Here is a 16,528-nt window from a genome sequence, read left to right as displayed (position 1 = left end):
CCAGGACAGGACAGAGAACATGTGTGGAGCACAGATCGGCGGGCCCGACCTCGCGACGCTCAAGCCCGGTGAGACCGCGATCCAGGGCCAGGTGACCAAGGACGGCGAGCCCGTCAGCGGCTACGTGCGGCTGCTGGACTCGACCGGCGAGTTCACCGCCGAGGTCCCGACCTCCGCGACCGGCCAGTTCCGCTTCTACGCGGCCACCGGCTCGTGGACGCTGCGGGCACTGGTTCCCGGTGGCCAGGCCGACCGCGCCGTCGTGGTCGCCGAGGCCGGCGGCGTGACGGACGTCGCCATCGCGGTCTGACGCACGACCGCACAGCTGTACCGGCCGAAGGGCCGCACCCCAGGGGGTTGGACGCCACTGGATCGGGGTGCGGCCCTTCGCGCCGTCCGCGCCCTTGTGTTCGCGGGGGCCGGTCCTACGCTGGAGCTATGTACGCCCGGCGTCGGCGCGCCTACTTCCTGCTCATGGGCGGATGCCTGTTCCTCTTCGTCTCCGCCTGGTCCTTCGTACGCCTCTTCTCGGTGCCGGCGGCGGTCGCGATGTGCGTGGTCGCGATGCTCATCCCGCCGGTCGCGGCGATGGTCGCGAACCGGCGAGGGCCGGACGACCGCTGGTGGGACGACCCGTCGGGGGACCCGAAGTCCGACGAGTGGTGGGATGAACTGGACGGAAAGCGACGGCCGCCCGAGGATTGAACGCGTTCGAGATAAAAGCGTAATAAGGATGCGTACAACGGCTTCCCCGAGCAGGGTGTCTTGGATGTGCGCGGGCGAACGTTCCCGCGCCTCCAGGTCTGTGGGGGGACCCCTTTGGAACACGAACAGCCGCCGCCGCGCGCTCCGCGCCGCCGTGGCCGCACCACCGCCCTGATCGCCACGGCCCTCGTCCTCGGCGCCGTCGCGGGCACGGTCACCGGCTACGCGGTCCAGTACGGCCGCAAGCCCACGCCCCTGCCGCCACTGGCCCAGCAGAAGCTGGACACGCCCAAGGCGCAGGCACCGAACGACGCCACGACGGTCAAGTCGATCAACGCCAACCGGTGGCACAAGACGGACGACGACCTCACGAAGCTGCTGGTCGAGGCGCCGGCCGGGGCGAAGAGCGAGGGCGCGGGCTACGACAGCCTCGACTCGTACGCGACGGGCTTCGAGGCGGCCGGGAGCGGTTTCCGCACCATGGTCGAACACGGCTTCCGGCGCATCGCGACGACCTCCTGGGAACAGGGCGACATCCAGGTCGACATCCAGCTGATCCAGTTCAGGGACTTCGCGGGCGCGGACGCGCACCGGAGCGGGCAGTCCCGCTACATGCCCGAGGAGAAGTACGCGGGCAACAGGGGTGCCGACATCCCGGGGATCCCGGCGGAGTCGGGACACCTCTGGGTGTACTCCAAGAACGAGGAGAAGCCCGGCTACTACCCCGTCCGCCAGGCGAGGGCGGTCGCCCGCCGGGGCGACATCGTCATGCACATCTTCTACTTCGACACGCGCGGGCGCGCGATCGCCGAGAGCGACGTCGCCGAGGTGGCGAAGCGCCAGTGGGAGCGACTGTGACCGAGCCGCTGAAGGACACCGAGACCGCCGCGCGGGCGCCGGAGGCCGCCGCGCGCACCGGCGGGCGCCGCAGGACCGTCGCCCTCGCGGCGGCGGCCGTCGCGGCCGCCGCCCTCGTGGGCGGCGGGGTCTGGGCCTCGTCCGCCGTCGCCGGCGCCGACCGGAGCGCGCCCACGGCGTACTGGGTCCCCGACGGGGCCTCGCTGCCGGACCGCCCGGTGCCGGGCCAGGTCCCCGGGAACGCCCTCTCGGCGAAGTTGATCCCGGCCCCGCCGGGCTACCGGCCCGGCCCCGACCTCGCCTCCGACGGCAACGACTACGCCGTCTCGGGGGAGCGCGCGCTGGAGGGCTTCAAGGAGGCCCGCGCGGGCCTGTCGGCCTCGGAGCGCAAGAAGCGCGACGACGTGCTCGCCGAGCTCAGGCTGAAGGGCGTCGCCGGCCGTACCTTCGCGAAGGACACCGGGACGCTGGTCGTGGAGATCCAGCTGATGCAGGCCGACCCCAAGGCCCTGGACTCCTTCTCGCAGGTCTCCAGGAAGCTCCTCGACCTCGCCGGCGACGGCCGTGAGGCCCCCAAGGTCGACGGGTACCCCGATGCCCGGTGCGCGCTCTCGGTCGTCGTCGCCGAGGAGAAGGACAAGAGGGGCGAGGGGATCGACTCCCTCTCCTGCGTCGCCGTCCAGGGCGACGTGATGGTCATGTTCCAGGCCTACGGGCCCAAGAGCGTCTTCTCCGGCTCCGACGCCACCGCGATCTTCAAGAACCAGCTGAACCACCTGAAGTCCCCCGGGGAGTCCGTGTGACCGAGCAGACCACCGGCGCCCCGGAAACCCCCGTGCCGCCGGCCGCCGAAGCCCCGGTGGCGTCCGGAGGCGCCGTGCCGCCGGCCGCCGAAGCCCCCGTTCCGCCCACGCCCGGGGGCCGCCGCACGCTGCGCGCCGTCCTGCGCTGGACCGCCGCCGTCCTCGTCTTCGGCGTCGCCGGCGCCGGGACCGCGTACGGGATCACCCGGCTTGAGCGCAGCGACGTCCCCGGCCTGTCCACCAAGGACGACGGACGCTGGACCTACCCCGTCCTGGCCCGGCCCACCCCGCCCCCGGGCGCGCCGCTGCCCTTCGCCCCCGACAACCCGGACGGCATCCACTACGCCGGCCTGACCCAGCTCCTGCTCCCCGCGCCCCAGGGCTCCGCCCCGGACGCCGGGCTGAAGCTGGAGAAGGACTCGGCCGTCACCGTGGACACCTTCCTGGAGGAGTACGAGCCGTCGGTCCGCGACACGATGCGGCAGCAGTTCGACGTCGACGGCCTGCGCCAGATCGCGGCCCGCGGCTGGACCACCGCGGACGGCACCCGCACCCGTGTCTACCTGCTGCGCTTCCACGCCTCCGGGTTCGCGGACCGGTTCAAGGGCTGCGGCTCCGGGATGGAGCTGAGCGGGGTCAAGGGCGTCGACCTGGACGAGGTCTGGGGGAAGGCCAAGGTCAAGCAGGTCTCCCCGGCCGTCGAGGGCATCAAGGTCCTGGAGGAGGCGGTCCCCTTCGGCGACGAGCAGACCCGGGTCGGCTGCGTCGCGTCGGGTGACCTCCAGGCCGTGATCCTCCAGAACCGCAAGGGCGGGGCCGCCGCCGTGCCGCTCCACCAGGCGGTGATCCTCCAGGACCAGCTGCTCCACTGACCGGTCCACCCGGACAGGGGCCGGTTCGGCCTACCTCACACCGTGCGCCGGTCCCCGGGCCAGTAGGCTTGGGGACCGGCCCCGTCCACCCGCACCGAATCCTCCGAGGAGCACCCCGTGCTTGAGGCTTTCTTCACCTCCCTGCTGGTCCTGGTCTGCGTCGGCGTCCTCGCCTTCACCGGCCTGGCCGTCAAGAAGCTGTACCAGGGTCAGCGCTGACAGCCGACTGGCCGACCGCCCCGGAAACCCTCCCCACAGATCGCCTGAGCAGCCAACCATGATCCAGATCCCGTCCGACCTGAACCCCGGTCTCGTCCCCCTCGCCTTCCTCCTCGGTACCTGGGAAGGCGCCGGCGTCTTCGACTTCCCCGGCGAGGAGAAGTGCAACTTCGGCCAGGAAGTCGTCTTCAGCCACGACGGCCGGGACTTCCTGGCGTACACCTCCCACTCCTGGGTACTCGACGCCGAGGGCAACAAGGTGCGCCCCCTGGAGTCCGAGTCGGGCTACTGGCGCATCGACAAGGACCGCAAGGTCGAGATCGTCATGGTCCGCGACCAGGGCGTGGTCGAGGTCTGGTACGGCGAGCTCGCCGACCAGAAGCCGCAGATCGACCTCGTCACCGACGCCGTGGCCCGCACCGCCGCGTCCGGCCCGTACAGCGGCGGCAAGCGCCTGTACGGCTACGTGAAGAGCGACCTGATGTGGGTCGGCGAGAAGGCGACCCCCGAGGTCGAGCTGCGCCCCTACATGTCGGCCCAGCTGAAGAAGGTCGTCACCCCGGAGGAGATCGCCGACATGGCGCGCAACCTCCCCGAGCTCCCGGAAGACGGCATCGCCTTCTTCCGCTGAGCCGGGCGCACGTGTACGAAAGGGGACCGCGGCAGGGCCGCGGTCCCCTTCGCGCGCTTACACTGGCCGGGTGGTGACCACCGACTGGAAGACCGACCTGCGGCAGCGCGGCTACCGGCTGACACCGCAGCGCCAGCTCGTGCTGGAAGCGGTCGACGCCCTGGAGCACGCCACCCCCGACGAGATCCTCGCCGAGGTGCGCAAGACGGCCTCCGGCGTCAACATCTCCACCGTCTACCGCACGCTGGAGCTCCTGGAGGAGCTCGGCCTGGTCTCGCACGCCCACCTCGGGCACGGGGCCCCCACCTACCACCTCGCCGACCGGCACCACCACATCCACCTCGTGTGCCGCGACTGCACCGAGGTGATCGAGGCCGACCTCGACATCGCCGCCGACTTCACGGCGAAACTGCGCACCACCTTCGGCTTCGAGACCGACATGAAGCACTTCGCCATCTTCGGTCTGTGCGAGCGGTGCGCCGCCCTCCGCCGCGAGACCCCCGCCTCCGGCCGGGGCGACGCGTAGCGCCCCCGGTGCGCCCTGGGGCCCCGCGGGCGGGGTCGTAGGCTTGGTGGCATGACCAGCAGCCCCTTGCTCCATCTTCCCGGCGCCGTAGCGGCCGAAGGCCGTGACGAGGGCGTCGCCGCCCACTACGGAGAGCTCTACGGCGAACAGCGCGCCCTCGCCGACGGCCGAGGCTTCGTCGACCTCTCCCACCGCGGGGTCGTCACCGTCACCGGCCAGGACCGGCTCGCCTGGCTGCACCTGCTGATCACCCAGCACGTCACGGAACTCCCGCCCGGGCAGGCCACCGAGGCGTTGATCCTCTCCGCCAACGGGCACATCGAGCACCAGCTGCACCTCGTCGACGACGGCGAGACCACCTGGGCGCACGTCGAGCCGGGCACCCAGGAGGCGCTGATCGCCTACCTGGAGTCCATGAAGTTCTTCTACCGCGTCGAAGTCGCCGACCGCACCGCCGACTTCGCCGTCGTCCACCTGCCGGCCGGCTCCATCGCCGAGACCGACAAGGAGTACGTGGTCCGCGAGACCCCGTACGGCCGCGACGTCTTCCTTCCGCGCGGGCAGCTGGAGGCCTTCGCCGCCGCCCACGGGCCGGCCGCCGGGCTCCTCGCGTACGAGGCCCTGCGCGTCGAGGCGCACCGTCCCCGCCTGGGCCTGGAGACCGACCACCGCACCATTCCGCACGAGATCGGTCTCATCGGCACCGCCGTGCACCTCCAGAAGGGCTGCTACCGCGGCCAGGAGACCGTCGCCCGCGTCCACAACCTGGGGAAGCCCCCGCGCCGCCTGGTCTTCCTCCACCTCGACGGCTCCGAGGTGCTGCTCCCCGCGCACGGGGCGCCCGTACGGCTCGCCGCCGACGGGGAGGACGGCCGTCAGCTCGGCTTCGTCACCACCGCCGTCCGCCACCACGAGCTCGGACCGATCGCCCTCGCACTGGTCAAGCGGAACGTTCCGGTGGACGCCCCGCTGCTGGCCGGGACCACCCCGGCCGCGCAGGAGGTCGTGGTGGCCCCGTAGGGCCCCCGCCCCTACACGTCGATGACGATGGTGAACGGGCCGTGGTTGGTCAGCGAGACCCGCATGTCCGCGCCGAACCGGCCCGTCGCCACCGTCGCGCCCAGCGCCCGCAGCTGCGCCACGACCTCGTCCACCAGCGGTTCGGCCACCGGCCCGGGCGCGGCCGCGTTCCAGGTGGGGCGGCGGCCCTTGCGGGCGTCGCCGTAGAGCGTGAACTGGGAGATCACCAGCAGCGGCGCGTCCACGTCGCTGCAGGACTTCTCCGCCTCCAGGATCCGCACCGACCACAGCTTGCGCGCCAGCACGGCCGCCTTCTCCGGGGTGTCGTCGTGGGTCACCCCCACCAGCACGCACAGCCCCTCGCCGACGATCTCGCCGACCGTCTCGCCGGCCACGACGACGCTCGCGCCATCCACCCTCTGCACCACTGCTCGCATACCACCTGTGTACCAGGCGTGCACCCGTCCGGGGCCGATCGGGTGGCGTGGGACTGCGTCCGCACCACGGAGAGTGGCACCATGCGTGCAGGCGGTGCCCCCAGCACCGGTCGAGGGGACGGACACGAAACGATGAACACCACCTCTGATACCTCCGCACCTGCACCCGCGGCACCCGACGACGCGGCCGCGTCCGGGCCCCAGGTGCGGCCGCCCGCGCAGCGCACCGGCGACCCCGAGGGGCTGACCACCCCCGCCGGCATTCCCGCCGCCGCGCTCGGCCTGCCCGAACTGCGCGCCCTGCGCCGCGACGCCCAGCGCGACGAGGCCGACCTCAGCTACGTCCGCAGGCTCCTCCAGGGCCGCATCGACATCCTGCGCGCCGAGCTGGCCCGCCGGACGGACCCCGAGGCGCCGGTGGTGGACCGGCTCTCGGAGATCCTCGCCGACGCCCCGTCCAGCCGCAGCGCCTCCGCCCGGCACGTCACGCTCGGCACCCCGCACAACGAGGAGTTCCGGCTGCTGGCGGCCGAGATGCTGTCCGACGTGGAGCTGTCGGACCTGGAGGCGCGCACGGACGCCGAGCTCCACGAGGCGATGGCCCGGCTGGTCCGCTACGAGCAGCAGGTCTCGCGCCGCCGCCAGCAGCTCCAGCGGACGGCGGACGACTCCAGCGCGGAGATCACCAGACGCTACCGGGAGGGCGAGGCGCAGGTGGACGACCTGCTGGCGTAGGCGCCGCCGGGGCCTGACGGCCCGGTGGAAATTCGGGCGACTCCACCCGGTGCGGCCGTTAGCGTGACCGGATATGAGTGCTGACATCCGGCCGATCGCCGAATCCGAACTCCCCGAGTGGCTGCGAGCCGTGAACACGGGCTTCCTGCAACCGGCGCCGTTCTCCGAGTCCGATGTCGCCCAGCGTGCCAAGTACACGGACTTCGCCCGTACCCAGGGTGCCTTCGACGCCGTCACCGGCCGCTGCGTGGCCACCTTCCGCTCCTTCGCCCAGGAACTGACCGTTCCCGGCGGGGCGGCCGTCCCCTCCAGCGCCGTCACCAACGTCAGCGTGACCCCCACCCACCGCCGCCAGGGCCTGCTGACCCGGATGATGGCGGCCGAGCTGGCGGCGGCCAAGGAGCGCGGCGACGTCGTCTCCACCCTCATCGCCGCCGAGTACCCGATCTACGGCCGGTACGGGTACGGGCCCGCCACGGCCGTCGCCGAATGGGAGATCGACATAGCGCGCAGCGGTGTCGATCCGCGCTGGTCGGGGCCCGGGGACGGCGCCCGCATCGACCTGGTGGACGTGTCCGAGGCCCGGGAGGTCGGACCCCGGCTGCACGAGCGGATGCGAAAGCTCTCGCACGGTGCGGTGAGCCGCAACGCCCGCTGGTGGAACATCGTCACCGGCGTGGAGCAGCAGTTCGCCGCCCGCGCCTACAAGGACAAGTTCTACGCCCTGTACCGGGACGCGGCGGGCGAGCCGGCCGGTCTCGCGATGTACTCGGCCGACGAGCAATGGTCGGACGAGAAGCTGCCGCAGAACACCCTCACGGTCAGGGACCTGATCGCGCTGACGCCGCAGGCGGAGGGCGCCCTGTGGCGGTTCCTGTGCTCCATCGACTGGGTGATGAAGGTCCGTACCGGCTACCGCGCGCCCGACGACGTCGTCCCGCTGCTGCTGCCCGACCCGCGCGCCGCCCGGCCGGTGACCGTGGCCGACTTCCTGTGGCTGCGGCTGCTGGACGTCGAACGGGCGCTGGCCGCCCGGACGTACGCCGTGCCCGGGGTCCTCGTCCTGGAGGTCGAGGACGCCGCCGGCCTGGCGGACGGGCGCTACCGCCTCGACGCGGGCGCGGGCACCTGTGGCCGTACGCAGGACCCGGCCGACCTGCGCCTGGACGTGTCCGACCTCGGCTCGCTCTACCTGGGCGACGAGTCGGCGGCGCGGCTGGCGGCCCTGGGGCGGGTGGCGCAGGAGCGGCCCGGGGCGGTCGCGCTCGCCGACGCGGTGTTCCGCACCGCCCGGCGGCCGTGGTGCCCGGACGTTTTCTGACCCGGGCCGTCGCCGTTGTCGTCCGCACGCCGAGGATGGGGTACATGACATCGATCGTTGAGCGGCTGCGCGCCGCGGGCTGCGTCTTCGCGGAGGAGGAGGCCGAGCTGCTGACGGAGGCGGCCCGCGACGACGACCGCCGGCTGGAGGCCCTGGTCGCCCGCCGGGCGGCGGGCGAGCCGCTGGAGCACGTCGTCGGCTGGGCCGGGTTCTGCGGGCTGCGCGTGGAGGTGGGGGCGGGGGCCTTCGTGCCGCGCCGGCGCAGCGAGTTCCTCGCCGAGGAGGCGGTGGGGCTGGCCCGGCCCGGGGCCGTGGTGCTGGACCTGTGCTGCGGGGTGGGCGCGCTCGGCGCGGCGGTGGCCTCACAGGTGCCCGGCGGGGTCGAGCTGCACGCCGCCGACATCGACCCGGCGGCGCTGGCGTACGCCCGGCGCAACGTGGCCCCGTACGGGGGAGCGGTCTGGGAGGGCGACCTGTACGCGGCGCTCCCGCAGCGGCTGCTCGGGCGGGTGGACGTCCTCGTGGTCAACGCCCCCTACGTGCCGACCGGGGAGATCGCCCTGATGCCGTCCGAGGCCCGGGTGCACGAGCCGCTGGTCTCCCTCGACGGGGGCGAGGACGGTCTGGACGTCCACCGCCGGATCGCGGCACAGGCATTGCGCTGGCTGGCCCCGGGCGGCCACCTGCTGATCGAGACCAGTGCCCGGCAGGCGCCGCTGACGGCGTCCGCGCTGACGGCGGGGGGCCTGTCGGTGCGGGCGGCCACCTCGGAGGAGCTGCACGCGACCGTGGTGACCGGCCGGGCTCCGGCGGGGGAGGGCCTCCTCTAGGAGGCGAGGCGCTCGGCGAGGAAGGCCTCCCAGGTGCGCCGGCCCAGGACCGCGCCGTCGAGGGCGAGGTTGTCCCCGGCGCGGTAGGCGCGGCCGGCCTTCCCGGGCATGCGGACGGGCATCATCAGGCGCCGCTTGCCGCGGGCCCGCAGGTAGTCGCGGCTGAGGTCGCCGAGGGTGTGGACGTCGGGCCCGGCGATGTCGGCGACCCGCCCGGCGGGCTTGCCGAGGGCCAGTTCGACGAGCCGGGCCGCCACCTCGCGGGAGTCGACGGGCTGCCAGCGCACCCCGCCGGGGACCGGGACCACGGGCAGCCTGGCGAGCTTCTCGGCGACGGTCAGGGCCAGTTCGTGGAACTGGGCGGCGCGCAGGGTGGTCCAGGGAAGTCCTGATCCGGAGAAGGCCCGTTCCGCTTCGAGCTTGGTGCGGAACCAGCCGAGGGGGACGGTGTCGGCGCCGATGACGGAGATCAGGACGAGGTGGCGGACCCCGGCGGCCTTCGCGGCGCGCACCAGGTTGCGGGCGGCGACGTCGTCGCCCGTGGGGCCGCCGGCCAGGTGGAGGACCGTTTCGACGCCGTCGAGGGCGGCGTCGAGCCCCTCGTCGCCGACCAGGTCGCCGCGTACGCAGGTGACGCCGTCGGCGGCGGGACGGGCGCTGCGGCTGAGGATCCGTACGGGTGCGCCCGCCGCGCGCAGCAGCGGTACGACGAGGCTGCCGAGGGTGCCGGTGCCGCCGGTGACGAGGAGGGGGCGGGGGGATCCGGTCGTGTCCGTCATCTGGGTCATCTCCAATCGGTGGGACGGAAGTTGACGTCCCGGGCTTGAACCCGTTCGATTTCCGCGGGGTGTGCGGTCTACTGCTCTGACCCGCAGTGAGGAAGGAATGTGACAGGTGGACGAGAACTCGTCGCTGACGAATCCGGCGGACTTGGCGGAACTGACGGCGCGCTTCGAGGAGCACCGGAGCCATCTGAAGGCGGTGTCCTACCGAATGCTGGGCTCGGTGAGCGAGGCCGAGGACGCGGTCCAGGAGACGTGGCTGCGTCTGGAGCGCACCGACGTGAGCGGGGTCGAGAACCTCGGCGGGTGGCTGACCACCGTGGTGTCGCGGATCTGCCTCAACATGCTGCGCTCGCGCGAGCAGCGGCGTGAGGATCCGGTGGAGCGGCTGGAGACGCGGATCCCGGATCCGCTGATCGGCTCGGAGCGGCGGGTCGACCCGGAACACGAGGTGATGCTGGCCGACTCGGTGGGGCTGGCGCTGATGGTGGTGATGGAGTCGCTGGCGCCGGCGGAGCGGCTGGCGTTCGTCCTGCACGACATGTTCGCGGTGCCGTTCGAGGAGATCGCCCCGCTGGTCGAGAAGTCCGCGGCGGCGACCCGGCAGCTGGCCAGCCGGGCGCGGCGCAAGGTGCGGGGCCAGGCCCCGGCGCCGGACAAGGACCTCGCGCGCCAGCGGGAGGCGGTGGACGCGTTCTTCGCGGCCGCGCGGGACGGGGAGTTCGAGGCGCTGCTGTCGGTGCTCGACCCGGACGTGGTGCTGCGTTCGGACGGCGGGGTCGGCGGTGCGCTCACCGTGGTGCTGTCGGGGGCGCGGACGGTGGCGGGCCAGGCGGTCACGTACAGCGCGCTGGTGCCGTTCGTACGCCCGGCGCTGATCAACGGTGCGGCGGGCGTGGTGGTGGTCCGCAAGGACCGGGCCGTGTCGGTCATGGCGTTCACCGTCGTGGAGGGGCGGATCGTCGCGATCGACGTGCTGTCCGACCCGGAGCGCCTGGGGGCGCTGGACCTGACGGCGCTGGAGGACTGAGGGCCGTCCGTTTCCGGGGCCCGGGCCGTCGCCGGCCGGGCCCCCGGTCTCAGACCAGGGCCAGGACGGCGGCGGCGGGGGCGGCGTAGATCAGCGGGAAGGCGACGTGGGCGTACGAGCGGGCCCGCAGGACGGTGATGACGGCGCCGGTGAAGTAGAGGACCAGCCCGACCGCGGCGGCGACGCCGAGGGCGGGGACGGCGAAGCCGGCGAGCAGGCCGAGGGCGCCGGCGATCTTGACGGTGCCGAGGAAGGCCCACATCCCCTTCGGGACGCCGTACTCGACGAGCGGCTCGGTGACGAACTTCGCCCCGCGCAGGACCGAGACGCCGGAGAACCCGGCCATGAGGGCGGCGACCAGGGTGACGACGGTGGCGGTGGTGGACATCGGGGGCTCCTTCGGGGCGGTCTGCTTCTGCGTCTCTTCGTCGTCGCCCTCCGGCGTCCGACACCCCTCTGACCCGGCGGCGCGCACGGATGTGACAGCGGCGCGGGAAACGTTCTCGGCAGCGCCGGACGGATACTCCTGCAAGCAAGCGCTTGCAATAGTTAGCAGGGTGCGGCAGGATCGGAGCATGGCATCGCTCAACGTCGGGAACCTCGGCGAATACCTCCGCGAGCAGCGGCGGCAGGCCCAGCTGTCGCTGCGGCAGCTGGCCGACGCGGCCGGGGTGTCGAACCCGTACCTGAGCCAGATCGAGCGCGGGCTGCGCAAGCCGAGCGCGGACATCCTCCAGCAGCTGGCCAAGGCGCTGCGGATCTCCGCCGAGACGCTGTACGTGCAGGCCGGGATCCTCGACGAGCGGGACCGGGACGAGGTGGAGACGCGGGCCGTCATCCTCTCCGACCCGTCGATCAACGAGCGGCAGAAGCAGGTGCTGCTCCAGATCTACGACGCGTTCCGCAAGGAGAACACGGCCGACGAACCGGCCGCCGACGACGCGCTGCCCCCGACGAACTGACCGGATCCGGGAGGACCCGCACATGGCCATCGCCGATGACCTGAAGAAGACCCTCACCGACCCCACCCCCCTCTACTTCGCCGCCGGCACCGCCGACCTGGCCTTCCAGCAGGCCAAGAAGGTCCCCGGCCTGATCGAGCAGCTGCGGGCCGAGGCCCCGGCCCGTATCGAGGCCGTGCTGGACACCGACCCCAAGATCGTCCAGGAGAAGGCCAAGGTGGCCCAGGAGGCCGTCACGGCCCGGGTCGTCGAGGTCTTCGGGGCGATCGACCCGAAGAAGCTCGGCGAGACCGCCCAGGACCTGGCGCTGCGCGGGGTCGGCGTGGCCGCCGAGTACGCCGTCCGGGCCAAGGAGACCTACGACAAGGTCGCCGAGCACGGAGAGCAGGCCGTGCGCGCCTGGCGCGGTGAGGTCGCCGACGAGATCGTCGACATCGCCGAGGTCGTGGAGCCGGAGCCGGCCCGGGCCGCGGAGCCCGCGCAGGACGCTCCTTCCGAGGCCGCCGCCGACGGGAACGGCGACGAGAAGCCCGCCGCCAAGAAGCCCGCCGCGCGCCGCAACGGGGTCAAGAAGGCCCCCGCCGAGCCGGCCGCCGAGACCGCCGGCCAGAGCTGACATGTCCGCGGACGAACCGGGCACCCGCGGGGTGTCCGGTTCGTTCTCGTTTCGGAAGGCGGCTCGGGCGGTAGCGTGGAGTCGGAAGAGCTGAACGCGAGAAGGCGGTCGAGACGATGCTGATGCAGGGGTTCGATAACGGGGTCCTCCCGTTGCTCGGCTACGCCATGCTGGCGCTCGCCGTCGCGGCCTTCGTCCTCGCGCTCCTCGCGCGGGAGGACGCCTACCGCGCGGCGGACAAGCAGACCAAGACCTTCTGGCTGGTCATCCTGGGCGTCACGGTCCTGGTGGACTTCTTCCTCGGGATGCTGTTCCTGCAGATCGCGGGCCTGGTGGCGTCCATCGTGTTCTTCGTCGACGTCCGCCCGGCCCTCAAGCAGGTCTCGGGCGGCGGCAACCGGCGCCGTGGTGGCAGCAGCAGCGACGGCCCGTACGGGCCGTACAACGGCGGCCGCTAGGCCGTATCCCGGGAGGCGGCCCGGGCCGTCCGGCCGGCGGTCAGCCGCCGGCCCGGGAGAGCAGCACCAGGGCCACGTCGTCGGTGAGCTCGCCGCCGTTGAGGCGCCGGGCCTCGGTGACGGAGGCCTCCAGCAGGCTCTCGCCGCTGAGCCCCTCCTCCAGGTGGCGGTTGATCATGTCGACCATGCCGTCCTGGCCGAGCCGCTCGCGGCCCTCGCCGATCCGGCCCTCGATGAGGCCGTCCGTGTAGAGCATCAGGCTCCACGAGGCGCCGAGGTCCACCTGGCGGCGGGGCCAGCGGGCCCGGGGGAGCAGGCCGAGCGCCGGGCCGCTGTTCTCGTACGGCAGGAGCCGTGCGGGGCGGCCGGGGCGGGAGACCAGCGGCGCCGGGTGCCCGGCCAGGCACAGGCCGGCTCGGCGGCCGTCGGGGGAGATGTCGACCGTGCAGAGGGTCGCGAAGATCTCCTCGCAGGGCCGTTCCACTTCCAGGACCTCCTGGAGCGTGGCCAGCAGGTCGTCCCCGCACAGCCCGGCCAGGGTCAGCGCCCGCCAGGCGATGCGCAGCTCCACTCCCAGGGCGGCCTCGTCGGGGCCGTGGCCGCAGACGTCGCCGATCATCGCGTGGACGGTTCCGTCGGGCGTGCGGACGGCGTCGTAGAAGTCGCCGCCGAGGAGGGCCCGGCTGCGGCCGGGGCGGTAGCGGGCGGCGAAGCGGAGGTCGGAGCCGTCGAGGAGGGGGGTGGGGAGCAGTCCGCGTTCCAGACGGGCGTTCTCCTGGGCCCGAAGTTTCGATTCTGCGAGCTTGTACTGCGCGATGTCGGCCCGCTTTCTCTCCACGGCGTAGCGGATCGCGCGGCTGAGGAGCCGCCCGTCGAGCTCGTCGCGGAGGAGGAAGTCCTGGGCGCCGACGCGGACGGCCTCGGCGGCGCGCTCGGTGTCGGCCTCGGCGGTGAGCACGAGCACGGCGTGGTGGGGTGCGATGCGCAGCACCTCGCGCAGGGCGCCGAAGCCGTCCTCGCCGGGGCCGGGAAGCGCCAGGTCGAGCAGGACGCAGTGCACGTCGGGGGTGAGCAGCCGCTCCGCCTCGGTGAGGTTGCGGGCGCTGCGGAGCCGGATGCGCTGCCCGGCGGCGTCGAGGATCTCGGGGACGGTGAGACCGCCCGCGGGGTCGTCCTCCACGACCAGCAGGGTCAGCGGGGTGGGGCCGCCGATTTCCGTGGCGGGGGTTTCCCTCTGCCGCGGTACAGGTACGGGCATCGTCTCCGGTTCCTTGCCTCCCCCCGGAAGTGCGCTCATGCCGGGACCCTAACGGGCGGGGGTGGGGAGGGGGAATGCCGAAACGGACGGGGCTCGCGCCATATACCCCCATCCCGGCGGAAACCCGCCCACCCGGGATGACCAACGTCACGGCTCGGTCGGCCCCGCCCGAGACCCCGGTCACAGGGGGGGCGGACCCCCCCGGGTCTCTTCGGCCCCGCCGGCGATTGGGGCGCGGGGTCAGGGGCGGTCGCGCCCCCGGCCTGCCGAACCGTCCGGCCAGGGCCTACGCGTCCGGGCGGACCACGGCCTTGATCGGCATCGACCCCGCCCCGGCCATCGTCACGTTCCGCCCCGGCCGCGGCGCGTGCACGATCGCGCCGTCCCCGACGTACATGCCGACGTGGCTCGCGTCGTCGAAGTAGATGATCAGGTCCCCCGGCCGCATGTCCTTCACCGCGACCTTCGGCAGCAGCCGCAGCTGCTCCTGCGAGGTGCGCGGGATCGGCCGCCCCGCCGCCAGCCATGCCTGCGAGGTGAGCCCGGAGCAGTCGTAGGAGGCCGGACCCACCGCGCCCCACACGTACGGCTTCCCGATCTGCGCGGTGGCGAACTGCACCGCCCTTTTCCCGGCGTCCGAGGCCAGGCCCTTGACGTCCTTCATCGCGCCGGACGACAGCCACGCCGTCTGCGCCTGGTACTGGGCGTCCTGCTCCAGCTGGATCAGCCGTGCCTTCTCCTCGGCCGCCAGCCTGTTCTCCAGCTCCTCCGCCGCCTTGATCTTGCCCTCGATCTCCTTCTTGGCGGCTTCCTTCTTGACCCGGTTGTCCTCCATCTTCTGCCAGACGGCGCCCGCGTCCTTCGCGTAGCGCTCCAAGTCGGCCTGCGTGCGGCTGAGTTCGGCCAGCAGGTCGGTGGTGGCCTTCTCGCCCTGCCGGAGCCGGCCCGCCCCGTCGAGGAAGTCGGAGGGGCTGTTGCTGAGTGCGAGCCGCGCGCCCGGCGGCAGGCCGCCCGAGCGGTACTGGGCGCGGGCGGCGGCGCCCGCGCGGTCCTTGAGGGTGGAGATCCGGTCCTGGCCGGCCACCACCAGCTTGGCGATCTCGACGATCCGCTCGGACTGCGCCTTGGTCTCGCTCTCCGCGAGGTTGTACGCGTCCGTCGCGCTGCCCGCCTGGCGGTAGAGGTCCTCGATCTCCTTGCGGACCTGCTCCAGGGACTTGGCGCCCGGCTCCGGCGCGGGCGCCGCCGGGGCGGCCGGCGCGGACGGGGCCGCGAACGCCGGGCTCGTCGCGAGTCCGGGGGCCGCCAGTATCGCCATCGCGCACAGCAGGGTCAGGGCGGAGGCCCCCCTCCGGCGCGACGACGCTCGCTTCACGGTCCCCATGGCTCCCCCAGGCGCCCCGAGCCAGAACCGACGTCACCCGACATCAGATCTGACTATTCGTCAGTAACTTCTCACTGCCTCCGGGATGGTGCCACGAACCGGCGAATTCCAACACCCTCCGGATTCCGCTCCGATCATGACCCGCCACGCACCGTCCACCCCAGACGACCCAACGGGCCGCCACCACCCCCGGTTCCCCGCCCGGCGAGGTTCACCCCGCCGGGCGCAACGCCTCCCAGCGCACCGTCAGTTCCCCCTGCCTCCACCGCACCGGCCCGTCCGCCAGCGGCCACTCCCCGGCCAGCGCCCGTGCCGTCCGGATCCAGCGCTGCCGCGCCCCGTACGAGGCGTACGGCGCGGCCGCCGCCCACGCCCGGTCGAAGTCGCGCAGGAACGCGTACACCGGCTCCCCCGGCACGTTCCGGTGGATCAGTGCCTTCGGCAGCCGCTCCGCCAGGTCCGACGGCCGCTCCAGCGAACCCAGCCGCGTCGCGAACGTCACCGTCCGCGGCCCCTCCGGCCCCAGCGCCACCCACACGTGCCGCCTGCCGATCTCGTCGCAGGTCCCCTCCACCAGCAGCCCCTCCGGCGCCAGCCGCCCGCACAGCCGCTCCCAGACCGCCTCGACCTGCTCCTCGTCGTACTGGCGCAGCACGTTCGCCGCCCGGATCAGCGCCGGACGCTCCCCGCCCTCCAGCGGTACCTCGAAACCCCCGTGCCGGAAGCTCAGCCCCTCCCGCTCGTACGGCTTCGCCCCCGCCACCCGGGCCGGCTCGATCTCGATGCCCACCACCCGCACCGCGGGAGCCGCCTCCCGCAGCCGCGCCAGCAGCTCCACCGCCGTCCACGGCGCGGCCCCGTACCCCAGGTCGACGGCCACCGGAGCGTCCGCCCGGCGCAGGGCCGCCCCGTGCGAGGCGGCGATCCAGCGGTCCATGCGCCGCAGCCGGTTCGGGTTCGTCGTCCCGCGCGTCACGGTGCCCACAGGGCGCTTCGGGGGTGGCGGAGTGCTGCGGGAGACCATGCGCCGAGCGTAAGCGGAGCCCGGGGCCCGCAAAAAAATCCGGCGTACCGGCGAGGA

At 73.1% G+C, this 16,528-nt stretch carries 21 protein-coding genes; 15 read left to right on the top strand and 6 right to left on the bottom strand.

Going from position 1 to position 16,528, the window contains the following annotated elements; genetic code table 11:
* The first annotated feature begins 19 nt into the window (after window positions 1–19).
* The 8 genes from WDV06_RS00690 (at window position 20) to ygfZ (ending at window position 5,634) form a co-directional block, all read left to right on the top strand.
* The gene (locus WDV06_RS00690; RefSeq protein WP_045950396.1) at window positions 20–310 is read left to right on the top strand and encodes a DUF1416 domain-containing protein; all 291 of its coding nucleotides are present in this window, start codon (window positions 20–22) and stop codon (window positions 308–310) included.
* Between the two features lie 128 nt (window positions 311–438).
* Entirely contained in the window at window positions 439–705 is a 267-nt protein-coding gene (locus tag WDV06_RS00685; protein ID WP_395507582.1) for a DUF3099 domain-containing protein, read from the top strand.
* 114 nt (window positions 706–819) lie between these two features.
* A complete protein-coding gene (locus tag WDV06_RS00680) occupies window positions 820–1,563 on the top strand; it encodes a hypothetical protein (protein WP_395507581.1) in 744 nt (247 codons plus the stop codon).
* Window positions 1,560–2,366: a hypothetical protein gene (locus tag WDV06_RS00675; protein WP_395507580.1), complete on the top strand. Its 807-nt coding sequence runs from the start codon at window positions 1,560–1,562 to the stop codon at window positions 2,364–2,366. Before WDV06_RS00680 ends, WDV06_RS00675 begins: the two co-directional genes overlap by 4 nt.
* Window positions 2,363–3,238, top strand: coding sequence for a hypothetical protein (locus WDV06_RS00670; RefSeq protein ID WP_395507579.1), 876 nt, complete (start codon window positions 2,363–2,365; stop codon window positions 3,236–3,238). Before WDV06_RS00675 ends, WDV06_RS00670 begins: the two co-directional genes overlap by 4 nt.
* Window positions 3,239–3,515: 277 nt before the next feature.
* Window positions 3,516–4,088 (top strand): heme-binding beta-barrel domain-containing protein, encoded by a 573-nt coding sequence (locus WDV06_RS00665; protein ID WP_045950390.1) that lies wholly within the window; start codon window positions 3,516–3,518, stop codon window positions 4,086–4,088.
* Between the two features lie 70 nt (window positions 4,089–4,158).
* Window positions 4,159–4,614, top strand: a complete 456-nt coding sequence (locus WDV06_RS00660; RefSeq protein WP_395507578.1) for a Fur family transcriptional regulator — start codon at window positions 4,159–4,161, stop codon at window positions 4,612–4,614.
* A gap of 51 nt (window positions 4,615–4,665) precedes the next feature.
* Entirely contained in the window at window positions 4,666–5,634 is a 969-nt protein-coding gene (ygfZ, locus tag WDV06_RS00655; RefSeq protein WP_395507577.1) for a CAF17-like 4Fe-4S cluster assembly/insertion protein YgfZ, read from the top strand.
* Window positions 5,635–5,645: 11 nt separating this feature from the next.
* On the opposite strand, the gene dtd is transcribed toward ygfZ, so the two are convergent.
* The gene (dtd, locus tag WDV06_RS00650; RefSeq protein ID WP_042801357.1) at window positions 5,646–6,071 is read right to left on the bottom strand and encodes a D-aminoacyl-tRNA deacylase; all 426 of its coding nucleotides are present in this window, start codon (window positions 6,069–6,071) and stop codon (window positions 5,646–5,648) included.
* A 132-nt stretch (window positions 6,072–6,203) separates the two neighbouring features.
* On the opposite strand from dtd, the gene WDV06_RS00645 reads away from it, so the two are divergent.
* From WDV06_RS00645 to WDV06_RS00635, 3 genes are all read left to right on the top strand, one after another.
* Window positions 6,204–6,806, top strand: a complete 603-nt coding sequence (locus WDV06_RS00645) for an RsiG family protein (protein ID WP_395507576.1) — start codon at window positions 6,204–6,206, stop codon at window positions 6,804–6,806.
* Window positions 6,807–6,879: 73 nt separating this feature from the next.
* Window positions 6,880–8,127 (top strand): GNAT family N-acetyltransferase, encoded by a 1,248-nt coding sequence (locus WDV06_RS00640; protein WP_395507575.1) that lies wholly within the window; start codon window positions 6,880–6,882, stop codon window positions 8,125–8,127.
* A gap of 35 nt (window positions 8,128–8,162) precedes the next feature.
* Window positions 8,163–8,957 carry a putative protein N(5)-glutamine methyltransferase gene (locus WDV06_RS00635; protein ID WP_395507574.1) on the top strand — a complete coding sequence of 265 codons (795 nt, stop codon included), beginning with the start codon at window positions 8,163–8,165 and terminating at the stop codon, window positions 8,955–8,957.
* Here the strand turns inward: WDV06_RS00635 and WDV06_RS00630 are convergent.
* On the bottom strand, window positions 8,954–9,736 hold the full coding sequence (locus tag WDV06_RS00630) for an SDR family oxidoreductase (protein ID WP_395507573.1): 783 nt from the start codon (window positions 9,734–9,736) through the stop codon (window positions 8,954–8,956). The two genes, WDV06_RS00635 and WDV06_RS00630, sit on opposite strands and share 4 nt — an antisense overlap.
* Before the next feature lie 115 nt (window positions 9,737–9,851).
* On the opposite strand from WDV06_RS00630, the gene WDV06_RS00625 reads away from it, so the two are divergent.
* Window positions 9,852–10,769 carry a sigma-70 family RNA polymerase sigma factor gene (locus tag WDV06_RS00625; RefSeq protein WP_395507572.1) on the top strand — a complete coding sequence of 306 codons (918 nt, stop codon included), beginning with the start codon at window positions 9,852–9,854 and terminating at the stop codon, window positions 10,767–10,769.
* A 49-nt stretch (window positions 10,770–10,818) separates the two neighbouring features.
* Here WDV06_RS00625 and WDV06_RS00620 read toward each other — a convergent pair whose 3' ends face one another.
* Window positions 10,819–11,157 (bottom strand): DoxX family protein, encoded by a 339-nt coding sequence (locus WDV06_RS00620; protein WP_395507571.1) that lies wholly within the window; start codon window positions 11,155–11,157, stop codon window positions 10,819–10,821.
* Window positions 11,158–11,344: 187 nt separating this feature from the next.
* Between WDV06_RS00620 and WDV06_RS00615 the strand changes: the two genes are divergently transcribed.
* The 3 genes from WDV06_RS00615 (at window position 11,345) to WDV06_RS00605 (ending at window position 12,805) form a co-directional block, all read left to right on the top strand.
* Window positions 11,345–11,731, top strand: coding sequence for a helix-turn-helix domain-containing protein (locus WDV06_RS00615; protein ID WP_395507570.1), 387 nt, complete (start codon window positions 11,345–11,347; stop codon window positions 11,729–11,731).
* Between the two features lie 22 nt (window positions 11,732–11,753).
* Window positions 11,754–12,347: a hypothetical protein gene (locus tag WDV06_RS00610; RefSeq protein ID WP_395507569.1), complete on the top strand. Its 594-nt coding sequence runs from the start codon at window positions 11,754–11,756 to the stop codon at window positions 12,345–12,347.
* Between the two features lie 116 nt (window positions 12,348–12,463).
* Window positions 12,464–12,805 carry a DUF2516 family protein gene (locus WDV06_RS00605; RefSeq protein WP_358895768.1) on the top strand — a complete coding sequence of 114 codons (342 nt, stop codon included), beginning with the start codon at window positions 12,464–12,466 and terminating at the stop codon, window positions 12,803–12,805.
* Window positions 12,806–12,845: 40 nt separating this feature from the next.
* On the opposite strand, the gene WDV06_RS00600 is transcribed toward WDV06_RS00605, so the two are convergent.
* The 3 genes from WDV06_RS00600 to WDV06_RS00590 form a co-directional block, all read right to left on the bottom strand.
* Entirely contained in the window at window positions 12,846–14,063 is a 1,218-nt protein-coding gene (locus WDV06_RS00600) for a PP2C family protein-serine/threonine phosphatase (protein WP_395507568.1), read from the bottom strand.
* Window positions 14,064–14,349: 286 nt separating this feature from the next.
* Window positions 14,350–15,447 carry a C40 family peptidase gene (locus WDV06_RS00595; RefSeq protein WP_395507567.1) on the bottom strand — a complete coding sequence of 366 codons (1,098 nt, stop codon included), beginning with the start codon at window positions 15,445–15,447 and terminating at the stop codon, window positions 14,350–14,352.
* Window positions 15,448–15,658: 211 nt separating this feature from the next.
* Entirely contained in the window at window positions 15,659–16,471 is an 813-nt protein-coding gene (locus tag WDV06_RS00590; RefSeq protein ID WP_395507566.1) for a class I SAM-dependent methyltransferase, read from the bottom strand.
* Window positions 16,472–16,528 lie beyond the last annotated feature (57 nt).

The organism is Streptomyces racemochromogenes (assembly GCF_044129415.1).
GTDB classification, from domain to species: domain Bacteria; phylum Actinomycetota; class Actinomycetes; order Streptomycetales; family Streptomycetaceae; genus Streptomyces; species Streptomyces racemochromogenes_A.
The sequence above is the reverse complement of the archived record's forward strand: the minus strand, read 5'-3'. Positions and strand labels throughout refer to the sequence as shown.